The sequence below is a fragment of the Neptunomonas japonica JAMM 1380 genome, assembly GCF_016592555.1.
GTDB lineage: Bacteria > Pseudomonadota > Gammaproteobacteria > Pseudomonadales > Balneatricaceae > Neptunomonas > Neptunomonas japonica_A.
The window spans coordinates 1,064,337-1,076,092 of record NZ_AP014546.1; the positions used below are offsets into that span (position 1 = coordinate 1,064,337).

Consider the following 11,756-nt stretch of genomic DNA (forward strand, 5'->3'; position numbering starts at 1 on the left):
CACCCTGATGATGGATGGAAAAATTATGTCTGACGCGGTTTTTTATGTTGTAGCCACGCCTATCGGCAATCTTGGAGATTTAACGCCCCGGGCAGTGGATGTTTTGCAGTCCGTTGCCTTGATTGCTGCCGAAGATACTAGACACAGTGGTCGTTTAATGGCGCACTTTAACATTAAAACTCCTATGATTTCAGTGCATGATCATAATGAGCGTCAACGACTGCAGACAATACTGGATAAATTGGCTGCTGGCGACAGTATTGCACTGATTTCTGATGCAGGAACGCCATTAATTTCTGATCCTGGGTTTATTGTGGTGCGTGGAGTACGTGAGGCAGGTTATAAAGTTGTGCCTGTGCCCGGGTGTTGCGCTGTGATTACGGCAATGTGTGCAGCGGGTTTGCCAACTGATCGATTTGTTTTTGAAGGCTTTCTGCCTGCAAAAAGATCGGGGCGCCAGCAAAAGCTATCGATGATTGAGTTCGAAACGCGAACGGTTATCTATTATGAGTCAACGCATCGGATTCTTGATTCATTGCAAGATATGATCGAAGTATTGGGTTCCGAGCGTTATGTGGTTTTAGCAAGAGAGCTAACTAAAACGTTTGAGACGATACATGGTGATAATGTAGGTGCTTTACTGGAGTGGGTTAAGCAGGATGCTAATCAGCAAAAGGGTGAGTTTGTTGTTCTGATTCAAGGTGTCGAGCTGATTGAAGAGGAGGGCTTGTCTGTTGAGTCTTTGAAGGTGCTGGATGTGTTGTTAAGTGAGTTGCCAGTTAAGCAGGCAGCGGCCTTGACTGCAAAAATCACAGGTGAGAAGAAGAATGCGCTTTATCAAGAGGCTTTATCTCGTAAGTAGTTGCTTCTCGTCTGATTGTTGGTATCCTTGCGCCCAAGAGTTCGCCGGACAGTCGCTGTCTTGCTTACTTGCAACTTGTTGTAAGTAAAGTGGGAGGGAGGAAAGTCCGGGCTCCAAAGGGTAGAGTGCCAGATAACGTCTGGGCGGTGTAAGCCGACGGAAAGTGCAGCAGAGAGAAGACCGCCTAAGTATCTTCGGATAACGGTAAGGGTGAAAGGGTGCGGTAAGAGCGCACCGCGTGGGTGGCAACATTCCACGGCATGGTAAACCCCACTCGGAGCAAGACCAAATAGGGATCCAATAGGTGTGACCCGCACTGGATCCGGGTAGGTTGCTTGAGGCGTACAGTGATGTGCGTCCCAGATGAATGACTGTCTATTACAAAACCCGGCTTATAGGCGGACTCTTGCTTTTTTCCTCTAAAAATTCAAATGCTTGTAATTCAAGCCGCTTTAAGCCTCCCTTATTTATTCTGAGTGGTCTTTTCATTATTAATGTTTGGTGTAAAGTCCTTTGTCGTAAATAGATTGTGAAATCTTCAGCGAGTGTTAACTCTTTATGCCTGAAACTAAGGCTATATATAAAATTGTGTATACATCAGTCTTTGTAATGTAGTGAAACGCTTTGTGGATATTTGTTTTTTTGATAAATATTGTTGGGCGACAGCGCGCATTATTTGAGCTAGTCTGCGTAAAGCTAATGGATTGGCAGCTTTCTCTACTGAAAAAGTTTTAGTGTGAAAGGGCGTTTCTGAGGCTGGGTTTGTAGTTTATGTAAATACAATTTTTATCCTAGATAATAAAGAATAGGTATTCCCTGAGGCGCTATATGAAAAAAACTGCTCTATTTTTACCATTAAGTATTTTGTCAGCATCCGTGCTTCTTGTTGGTTGTGGGGGAGGCGGGGGCTCATCTGTTAAGTCGGCAGGAGCTGCGCCGGCCACGCTTATAACAAGCAATCCAGCGTCATTTGATGCGGTCACTAATGAGGTGGATTACACCGCGTTAGGCCCTGTGGCGACATCTGCTGTGGATAGAGGGATTAGCCAGACGTCAAGGACTGACTTGACATATAATTCGAGTGGTGATTTGACTAAGCTGGTGGTGACGACTCCTGGCTCAACGGTTACTTGGGATTCGACAAGTGGTGATACGCAGACCCCGGTGCCAGGTTTTTCTGATCATATTGTGTTAAGTGATGCTGCAAATAGTTATGACATGTTGGTGGTAGACACTGATTTTGACTATCAAGCATTCGGTGTTTGGAGAACGGGTAATGGTACGGCGGCAGGTGTTATAGGTGGCTTAAGTTTTGGCTTGAAAACGGCCTCGGTTCCGGTGACTGGAAATGCAACCTTTACCGGTCAATTGGTTGGGACTTATATTAATGCCATAGGGCAGGGTAATTTTGTGAAGGGTGCTGTGTCTATTAACTCTGACTTTGCGGCGCGTTCTCTTGCCTTCTCTACTAGTGGTACGAGTACCATTAACCCAAGTAGCGGAGCGACTTCAGCGATATCTAGTTTAGATATGACGGGTACGCTTACTTATGGTGCAGGGGCCAATGCATTTTCAGGAGGAGTGTCTACTGCAGGAACGGGTCTAACTGGAACAGCAAGTGGTGCTTTCTATGGGCCTAATGCTGCTGAAATTGGTGGTGTGTTCAATGTTAAAGCGGCTTCTGGGGTTGAGTTTTATTCGGGCTCATTTGGCGCTAAGCAATAATAAACTATGAAATATGCTTCACTTGTAAGTACTGCCTCATTTTTACTAGTTCTGGGGCAGTACTCGTTTGCATCTGAGAATGTAGTTGCTGGGGAAGAGAGTGCTGTAGTTTCTGCGAAGCAGCGTTCTTTGCAGAAGCTGTTTGTAATGGGGTTGCTTACCCTTGAGCAGCGAGATTATAAAGCCTCTATTGCGATTTTTTCAGAGATGCTAAAGAAAACTGATAGCCCGCGAGTTAGGCTTGAGCTTGCGCGAGCGTTGTTTTTGGATCGGCAGTTTACTGCGAGTAAAGCAAATTTTCAGAAAGTGCTTTTTAAAGAGGGAGTTCCTTGGGGCGTAAAGCAAAATATTCGCCAGTACCTTAATCAAATTGATAATGATATTGGTTTTATTAAGCTAGGAGTCTCTTTCGTTAGTGACTCTAACCCAAGTAATTTTACTTCCAGCGAAGAAGTTAGTATTTCAGGGCGCTCTTTTAAAGTTGTTCGTCCAGAAGGCGATCAGGAAGCGAAGGGTGTTCGTTATAATATGAATAGCGGGTTTCCGTTGTCTGCCGATTCGCGTACTCAGGCTTTTTTAAACATCTCTTTTAGCGACTTTCAGGGCGGTGACTTGGATCGTTGGTTGGGCGATGTAGGAATTGTTTCGTCTTTTGAGGCGCTGCCTAAAGTTAAAGCTAAGGCTGGGTTAGAGTACTCAGAAAAAAATGGAAACAAGCAATACGACTTCTCTTACTTGAGTGTTTTTTATACCCCTAGCGTTATCGATCAGTTTAGTTTTCGGCATGAAGTGAGGGTAGCAAAACTCGCTGTTGATGGTGCCTCACATCTTGATGCAGATGTCTACAGGGTGGCTACGATTTTTACTAGCCCATTAAAGAGCGGAATGTTTCTTGATGGAGGGCTGACTATTGATAAGTCGGTTGCACGGGAGAATCCTTACTCTTATCACGAAGGTGTTCTGTCTTTAGGGCTTGATTTACCTGTTAACGACTGGGCTTTTAAGTTATCTAGCTCTTTAGGTATGCGCTTATACGGAGAGGTTGATCCCTTTTTTGGTGAGCGGCGCCGCGATACTAATAAGAAACTTGGTTTCTTGTTAAGCAATAAAACGATTCATTCATACGGTTATAAGCCTGAAGTCGGTGTGACGTATGAGCAAAATGATTCCTCTCTGGCTTTTTTTGAATACGATAAAATTAGTCTGGTTTTTAGCCTTAAAGAAAGTTACTAGTGTTGGCTTTGTTGGTAGAATGAGCTATTAATTTATCTGAATCCCCCTGTGCTTGGCTTTGTACTCTATTTCAAAGCAAGTATTGTCTTTGATTGTTGTAGTGGTTTGGCTGTTTTTGAATATTTCTTATGTTATCTCTTTTTTCTTCCCCTATTCCAAAAAGCGCCTTCCAGTCTTGTCTTTGTTGCGTCTGTAATTAATTGACTGAAATATAAGCGCTTTATCTGGCTTTGAATAATCGGGGGGGCAATTACTGCAGAATCGATGCTGTTTTTCCTTGTATTTAGGGCGTTGTCGGCGTTGTGCCACGCTTGCAAAAAAGGGGGGTAGTTTCTATAGTATGTATTAGTGGGTAAATGTGGGTAAATGTGGTTTTTTATGAAGAAATTGGGTGAGTAAGCGATGTTTCGCGGCGTTAATCAGATAAATCTGGATGTGAAAGGCCGAATGGCCATTCCCGCCCGCTACCGAGAGATGATCTCGGTACAGTGTGCTGGGCATCTGGTTTTAACGATTGATACTGAAGAGCGTTGCCTGTTGCTTTACCCCATTGATGAGTGGGAAATCATACAAGCGAAGATTGATGCGTTGCCAAGCCTTAACCCTGTAGCACGGCGCTTACAGCGTTTGTTAGTTGGGCATGCTTCAGATTTAGATATGGATAGCCATGGCCGCTTGTTAATACCTGCGCTGCTTCGTGAATATGCAGGACTAGAGAAAAAGACCATTTTGCTAGGTCAGGGGCGGAAGTTTGAAATTTGGGACGAGGCGAACTGGAACGCGACTCGTGACAGATACTTACAGGAAGTCGAAACTGAGGAGTTGCCTGATGCGCTACTCAATTTGTCACTTTAATATTTTATGCAGGGTCTTTCTGTGAGTACTGAATCATTACAACATATTACTGTATTACTTGATGAAGCCGTGACCGCATTGGTTCAGGATCCTGATGGGTTCTATGTCGATGGTACATTTGGCCGAGGTGGGCACTCATCACTCGTTCTTAATCACCTGTCAGGTAATGGGCGTTTGATGGCGATTGATAAAGATCTTGAAGCCATTGCTTGTGCTAACACAAGGTTTGCTGATGACTCCCGATTTGAAATCGCGCATGGTTCTTTTTCAGAACTGCAACAATTTGTGACTGATCGGGATATGTTTGGTGAGGTCGATGGTATTTTGCTTGATTTGGGGGTGAGTTCCCCTCAGCTTGACGACCCGACGCGTGGCTTTAGTTTTCAGAACGATGGGCCGTTGGATATGCGTATGGATACCACGACGGGTGAAAGTGTTGCGCAGTGGATTATGCGGGCGTCACAAGAAGAGATTGCTGATGTTATCTACACTTACGGTGAAGATAAGCATGGTCGACGAATGGCAAAAGCGGTAGTAGAAGCCAGAGCTGAAGCTCCCATTGAAACAACCGGACGGTTGGCGAAAATAATTTCTGATGCTAATCCGTCTTGGGAGAAAGGCAAGCATCCTGCTACTCGTGCTTTCCAGGCTTTTCGCATACATATAAACCGAGAATTAGAAGATTTAGAAAAATGTCTGGATCAATCGCTTGAATCACTAAAAGTAGGTGGGCGCTTAGTGATTATTAGCTTTCATTCATTAGAAGACCGAATCGTGAAGCGCTTTATTCGAAAGCACGTCAAAGGTGATGATCACTTGCCACTTAACATTCCGGTTACTAACGATATGCTAAATCAGCGGCTTAAAGCGGTTGGCAAAATGATTAAAGCTAGTGCAACGGAGGTGGATGAAAATCCACGTTCACGCAGTGCAGTTATGCGTATAGCAACAAAAATTGCTTGATGAAGTACCACTACGAAAACATAAAGTATTAAAGGTATTCATTTTGTTTTTATTACCAGCAGGGTTGATCAGAAACAAAGATGTTACTACATTGCCGGTTCTTGGCTTGGATGCAGTAGCTCGCCCTGTTTTTATCGTCTCTGTATTGGTGATTTTAATAGTTTGTAGTTCATTATCGGTTACTTATTCTGCTTTTCAATACAGACTTTTGTTTAATAAACAACAGGTTCTGGTACAGCAGTGGGATGAGTTTCAGGTTGAATGGGGACAGTTATTACTTGAGCAAAGTGCATTAGGAACCAACAACCGAGTTGAACAAGTGGCTAGAAAGCAATTGAAGATGATGACGCCACAGCCCGCCATGATAGAGATTGTTCAATATGAGCGATAATCCCGATCTTCCCGTTGTTGAATCTGCAGGGCGTAGTTGGCGTTTGATCTTGGTATTTGTGCTGTTGCTTCTTGTTGCTGGTGGTATTGTCACTAAATTAGTTTCTCTTTATACATTGGATCAAGACTTCTTGCAGCGTCAAGGCGATGCTCGGAGTTTAAGAACAATGCTGGTGCCTTCTCATCGAGGCATTATAACCGATAGGAATGGCGAGCCTTTGGCCGTTAGTGCACCTGTTGCTACTATTTGGGCTGATCCTAGTAAAGCGGATACGCACCATCAAGGATTGAAGCGCCTCGCTTATTTATTGGATGTAAAGCGCAGTGACTTGGTAGCTAAGCTTGAGAAGAATAGTAAGCGTCAGTTTATCTATCTTAAGCGTCAGGTAGCACCTGAGTTAGCTGAACAAATAGACACATTAAAGGTGCCAGGTATACATGTAGATGTAGACTACAAACGCTATTACCCTGCAGGTGAGGTTTCGACTCATCTAGTCGGCTTTACAGGCATTGAAGGTAATGGCCAAGAGGGGATGGAGCTGGCCTATGATGAGTGGTTAAGTGGCGAGCCCGGGCGTAAATTGGTTATGCAGGATCGTTTGGGCCGAACCATTAAGCATATTAAATCTATAGAGCAAGCTAAACCAGGGCAAGACATCCAGTTAAGTATCGACTTGCGTCTTCAATATATGGCGTATCGTGAGTTGAAAGCAGTGGTGCAGGCACATAAAGCAGATTCAGCATCAGCGGTGGTGTTAGACGCAAAAACGGGTGAAGTGTTAGCAATGGTTAACCAGCCTTCTTATAACCCAAATGATCGTAGCAGCATTGATGTAAAAGGCCTGCGTAATCGTGCTGTTACAGACTTGTTTGAGCCAGGTTCCACCATGAAGCCTTTGACCATTGCAGCGGCATTGATGAGTGGAAAATATACAACTAAATCTATTATTGATACGACTCCTGGATATATAAAAATACGCAGTAGTACTATTCGTGATCACCGTAACTACGGAAAGCTAAACCTTACATCAATTATTACTAAATCAAGTAATGTGGGCGCGACGAAGCTTGCGCTGAGCTTGCACGAAGATGCCATTAGAAATTTATTTCATAATGTCGGTTTAGGGCAGTCCTCAGGAACAGGGTTCCCGGGAGAGCGAAATGGTAGCTTGCCATATTATCCTGCTAAGCGTGTGGTCGAGCGCGCTACCATGTCTTATGGTTACGGCTTGTCGGTAACACCGTTGCAATTAGCACAAGCGTATCTGCCTTTAGCAAATGATGGCGTTGCTTTGCCAGCCAGCTTGATCAAGCTTGATGAAGCGGCAAAAGGTAGTCGAGTTATGCCAGCGACGATAGCAAATAGTGTTTTAAGAATGATGGAAACAGTGACTCAAAGCGGAGGGACTGGGCGCCGTGCAGCCGTACATGGCTATCGAGTTGCTGGAAAAACGGGCACTGTGCATAAAACCAGTCAAGGTGGTTATGCCGATGATAAGTATATAGCTGTATTCTCTGGTGTTGTCCCTGTTTCAGCCCCGCGAATTGTTGTTGTTGTCATGGTAAATAACCCCAAAGGTCAGGAATACTATGGTGGTGAGGTTGCCGCGCCAGTTTTTTCTCGTGTTTCAAGTAATGCATTGCGTTTGCTCAATGTGGCACCAGATCAATGGCCAGATGAACCCGTACAGACGATGGTGATGAAATGATGCAATTCAAGCCAGCAACATTGTTTGAACTTTCGATCGTTGGTCAGGATCACGCTGAGGCGAGTGTTCTGGCGACAGGTATTTGTTCTGATAGTCGTTATGTACAACAAGGTGATCTATTTGTCGCGCGTGATGGTGTTAATCACCGTGGTATAGATTTTGTTGTTCAAGCAGCCCAAGCGGGAGCCGTCGCCGCCATTGTTGAGTGCTCTGATAGTCAGGTTGGCGAGTTTGATCACGTTTCAATACCTGTTTTTCATGTAGATGATCTGGTTAACAGAACAGGTGTCCTTGCTTCAATGATGCTTGGTAACCCCAGTCATAAAATGACCATTATTGGCATAACGGGCACAAATGGTAAAACGTCTTGTGCGCATTATATTGCTCAAGCATTAACAGCATTAGGCAAAAAGACTGCTTTAATAGGAACGGTTGGTAATGGCTTTCCTGGTTCGTTAGAAACGGCTACGCACACTACTCCTGACTCAATTCGATTGCAGCAGTTATTAGCTGGCTTTTATGCGCAAAGTGCTGACGCCGTTGTCATGGAAGTTAGTTCACATGCATTGGATCAAGGGCGTGTGGCGGGAGTGCAATTTGATGCGGTTGCCCTAACAAACTTAAGCCGTGATCATCTGGATTATCATGGTTCTATGCAGGCATATGCTGACGCTAAATCACGACTGTTTTTGGGCAGTGAATCTGCGGGTGTACCTGCACGTATTGCGTTAAATGCTGATGATGATTTTGGCTGTGAATTAGCGGAGCAGTTGCAACAAGCTAATCAATCTTTTTTCCGCTATAGCATCAATTCGTCAGTGCCTGTTGATGTCTCGGTTAAGCGTTCAGTATTGAACTCCCAAGGTGTTACCTTGAGTATTGCGCTACCCCGTGGGGATATTCATTTCGATGCGGCTGTGATGGGCGATTTCAATATTTCTAACCTGTTATTAGTCGTGTCCGTACTTGCTCAATTAGGCTTCTCGAATACAGAAATCGAAACTGCCATGGCGCAAGTTTCTGCTGTTCCAGGTCGAATGGAATGCTTAGCTAAGGTTGGGTTTCCTGCAGCGATTATCGATTATGCGCATACACCCGACGCTTTGGAAAAAGCTTTGCAAGCAGCTCGCAAGCACTGTGAGAAAAAGCTATGGGTGGTATTCGGTTGTGGTGGTGATAGAGATACGGGTAAACGGGCTGAAATGGCCAGCATTGCAGAGAAGTTTGCAGACAAGATTATCGTGACCAGTGATAACCCCCGAACGGAAGCTGCAGATGAAATTATTAAAATGATAATGCAGGGTTTTTCTTGTGTAGAAAATGTGACTCAAGTGAGTGCGCGAGAAGATGCTATCTCTATGGCGGTGCAATTAGCAGGCCCTGAGGATTTAATACTAGTTGCGGGTAAAGGTCATGAGGATTACCAAGAAATAATGGGTGTGAAATATCCTTTTAGTGATAAGCACGTTATAGAAGGCTTAATGGGAGGGCGTGCTAATGATGCATAATCATTTCCTATTAAGTGAGTTGTTACCAGCGTTATCGGGGCAACTGTTAGGTAAAGACATTGCGTTTTCTAAAGTAAATACTGACACCCGCTCAGTTCAGTCTGGTGATCTATTCGTAGCGCTCAAGGGTGAGAATTTTGATGCTCATGACTTTGCAAATAAAGCTGTCGCTGCTGGGGCTGTTGCTCTTGTTGTGGATAGAGAGCTCGCGCTGGATGTCCCGCAGTTAATAGTTGCCGATACTCGTGTCGCTTTAGGCCAAATTGCAGAATATAATCGCAGTTTTTTTGATGGGGTTCTATTCGCTATTACTGGTAGTAGTGGGAAAACCACTGTTAAAGAGATGTTAGCTGAAATACTGTGCGGTGCCGGTCAGGTACTTGCGACCAAAGGAAACTTAAATAACGAGATTGGTGTGCCCCTTACTTTGTTAAGGATAGCACCTTGTGACCAATATGCTGTGATAGAAATGGGGGCGAGTGGCCCGGGTGAAATCGCTTATTCAGCAGGTTTGTCACACCCCGATATTGCTTTGATTAGTAACGCTATGGGGGCGCACCTTGAAGGTTTCGGATCACTGCAGGGTGTTGTTGAGGCAAAAGGTGAAATCTACGATGGATTAAGCTCTACAGGTACTGCGGTTGTTAATATAGATGACCCACATGCCGACCAATGGATTCGGCGTGTTGCTGATAAGCCGTTGCTAACATTCGGTATGGATTCCAACGCTGATATTAATGCTATTGATGTACAGATTTTAGAGGACGGTTGTTACAGTTTTGTTGTGCAGTATGGCGGCACGTCTGAAAAAGTGCAGTTAAAAGTAATGGGGCGCCATAATGTCATGAATGCATTAGCGGCCATTGCTTTAACCGTATCTGCGGGTTTGCCGTTATCGTTAGCTGTTGCAGGTTTAGAACGTTTTTGTGCAGTTAAAGGCAGAATGTGTAGCTTGTCAGGGCTCAATGGCGCTCGAATAATTGATGATAGTTATAACGCTAACCCGGGGTCAGTAAAAGCAGCGATTCTGGCGTTAGAAGAATTAAAAGGTGAGCGTATTTTTGTGTTAGGTGATATGGGCGAGTTAGGTCCTGAAGCAGAAAAAATGCATCGTGAAATAGGTCAGTTTACAGCTATGCATAACATTGAAAAATTATTAGCTGTAGGGCCTTTAAGTAAAGCGGCAGTTGAGGGGTTTGAATCATCGAATAATTTAGCTACTCAGCAAGCTGAACATTTTATTGATCAGAACAGTTTAGTAGACAGGATTCTTCCTAGGTTGCATGAAAATATGGTTGTTTTAGTCAAAGGATCCCGTAGTGCTGGGATGGACAAAGTCGTGACCCGATTAACGGAAGAGGTATAAAAGATAATGTTGTTAATTCTGGCTGACTATTTATCAGAGCATTTTTCAGCAATTGCCGTGTTTAAATATTTAACATTACGAGGCATTTTGGGTGTATTGACGGCGTTGGCTATTTCGCTATTTATTGGGCCAAAACTGATTCGCTATTTGAAAGATAAGCAAATTGGGCAGTCCGTGCGTAACGATGGCCCTCAATCACATTTAAGCAAAGCCGGTACGCCCACGATGGGGGGCGCTCTGATTCTTCTTTCAATAGCCGTTAGTACGTTATTGTGGGCAGACTTATCTAATCGTTATGTATGGATCGTGTTGATCGTTACTCTAATCTTTGGTGCTGTAGGTTGGGTCGATGATTGGCGCAAAGTGGTTGAAAAGAATTCTAGAGGCTTGCCGGCTCGATGGAAATATTTATGGCAGTCTGTTGGTGGATTGGGTGCGGCCTTTATTTTGTATTTTACTGCGCAAAGCCCAGCAGAAACACAGTTAATCGTTCCAATTTTTAAAGATGTCGCCATTGATATGGGGATCTTCTTTATTGTATTTACCTACTTTGTAATTGTTGGCACCTCAAATGCGGTCAACTTGACAGATGGCTTAGATGGTTTGGCTATTATGCCAACGGTTATGGTTGCAGGAGCATTGGCGGTGTTTGCTTACCTTAGCGGACATATTCGTTTTGCCGATTACTTACATATTCCCTACATTGCGGGTTCAGGTGAACTCATTGTTTTCTGCGGTGCGATTGTTGGGGCTGGGTTAGGCTTCTTGTGGTTTAACACGTATCCAGCACAGGTGTTCATGGGTGATGTTGGTGCGCTGGCATTAGGTGCTGCATTGGGTACAGTTGCTGTTGTCGTAAGGCAGGAACTGGTGTTAGTGATTATGGGCGGAGTGTTTGTGATGGAAACGGTCTCCGTTATTTTGCAGGTGGCGTCCTATAAATTGACCGGGCGGCGAATATTCAGAATGGCACCTATCCATCATCATTTTGAGCTTAAGGGCTGGCCTGAACCTAGGGTAATCGTTCGTTTTTGGATTATTACCGTTATTTTAGTATTGGTAGGCCTTGCTACGTTGAAAGTACGTTAAGAAATGCAGGAAATTACGAGATAAAGATTAGTTGTTACGTGTGTAGAGCGTACATA

The 11,756-nt window shown here is 44.2% G+C and carries 10 protein-coding genes and 1 other RNA gene; all 11 read left to right on the plus strand.

The window, feature by feature from the left end; translation table 11 throughout:
• Positions 1-25: 25 nt before the first annotated feature.
• The gene (gene rsmI / locus NEJAP_RS04845) at positions 26-862 is read left to right on the plus strand and encodes a 16S rRNA (cytidine(1402)-2'-O)-methyltransferase (RefSeq protein WP_201349555.1); all 837 of its coding nucleotides are present in this window, start codon (positions 26-28) and stop codon (positions 860-862) included.
• 36 nt (positions 863-898) lie between these two features.
• Positions 899-1,273: RNase P RNA component class A (gene rnpB / locus NEJAP_RS04850), an RNA gene on the plus strand.
• A 417-nt stretch (positions 1,274-1,690) separates the two neighbouring features.
• Positions 1,691-2,587 carry a transferrin-binding protein-like solute binding protein gene (locus tag NEJAP_RS04855; protein WP_201349556.1) on the plus strand — a complete coding sequence of 299 codons (897 nt, stop codon included), beginning with the start codon at positions 1,691-1,693 and terminating at the stop codon, positions 2,585-2,587.
• Between the two features lie 6 nt (positions 2,588-2,593).
• Positions 2,594-3,820: a surface lipoprotein assembly modifier gene (locus tag NEJAP_RS04860; RefSeq protein WP_201349557.1), complete on the plus strand. Its 1,227-nt coding sequence runs from the start codon at positions 2,594-2,596 to the stop codon at positions 3,818-3,820.
• Positions 3,821-4,222: 402 nt separating this feature from the next.
• Positions 4,223-4,675, plus strand: a complete 453-nt coding sequence (mraZ, locus tag NEJAP_RS04865) for a division/cell wall cluster transcriptional repressor MraZ (protein WP_201349558.1) — start codon at positions 4,223-4,225, stop codon at positions 4,673-4,675.
• 6 nt (positions 4,676-4,681) lie between these two features.
• The gene (rsmH, locus tag NEJAP_RS04870; RefSeq protein ID WP_201349559.1) at positions 4,682-5,638 is read left to right on the plus strand and encodes a 16S rRNA (cytosine(1402)-N(4))-methyltransferase RsmH; all 957 of its coding nucleotides are present in this window, start codon (positions 4,682-4,684) and stop codon (positions 5,636-5,638) included.
• 43 nt (positions 5,639-5,681) lie between these two features.
• A complete protein-coding gene (ftsL, locus tag NEJAP_RS04875) occupies positions 5,682-6,029 on the plus strand; it encodes a cell division protein FtsL (protein ID WP_236591067.1) in 348 nt (115 codons plus the stop codon).
• On the plus strand, positions 6,019-7,737 hold the full coding sequence (locus tag NEJAP_RS04880) for a peptidoglycan D,D-transpeptidase FtsI family protein (RefSeq protein ID WP_201349560.1): 1,719 nt from the start codon (positions 6,019-6,021) through the stop codon (positions 7,735-7,737). Before ftsL ends, NEJAP_RS04880 begins: the two co-directional genes overlap by 11 nt.
• Positions 7,734-9,245 (plus strand): UDP-N-acetylmuramoyl-L-alanyl-D-glutamate--2,6-diaminopimelate ligase, encoded by a 1,512-nt coding sequence (locus NEJAP_RS04885; RefSeq protein WP_236591068.1) that lies wholly within the window; start codon positions 7,734-7,736, stop codon positions 9,243-9,245. The genes NEJAP_RS04880 and NEJAP_RS04885 overlap by 4 nt, the downstream gene beginning before the upstream one ends.
• A complete protein-coding gene (locus NEJAP_RS04890; RefSeq protein ID WP_236591069.1) occupies positions 9,235-10,611 on the plus strand; it encodes a UDP-N-acetylmuramoyl-tripeptide--D-alanyl-D-alanine ligase in 1,377 nt (458 codons plus the stop codon). Before NEJAP_RS04885 ends, NEJAP_RS04890 begins: the two co-directional genes overlap by 11 nt.
• Positions 10,612-10,617: 6 nt before the next feature.
• The gene (gene mraY / locus NEJAP_RS04895; protein ID WP_201349561.1) at positions 10,618-11,700 is read left to right on the plus strand and encodes a phospho-N-acetylmuramoyl-pentapeptide-transferase; all 1,083 of its coding nucleotides are present in this window, start codon (positions 10,618-10,620) and stop codon (positions 11,698-11,700) included.
• Positions 11,701-11,756: the final 56 nt, after the last annotated feature.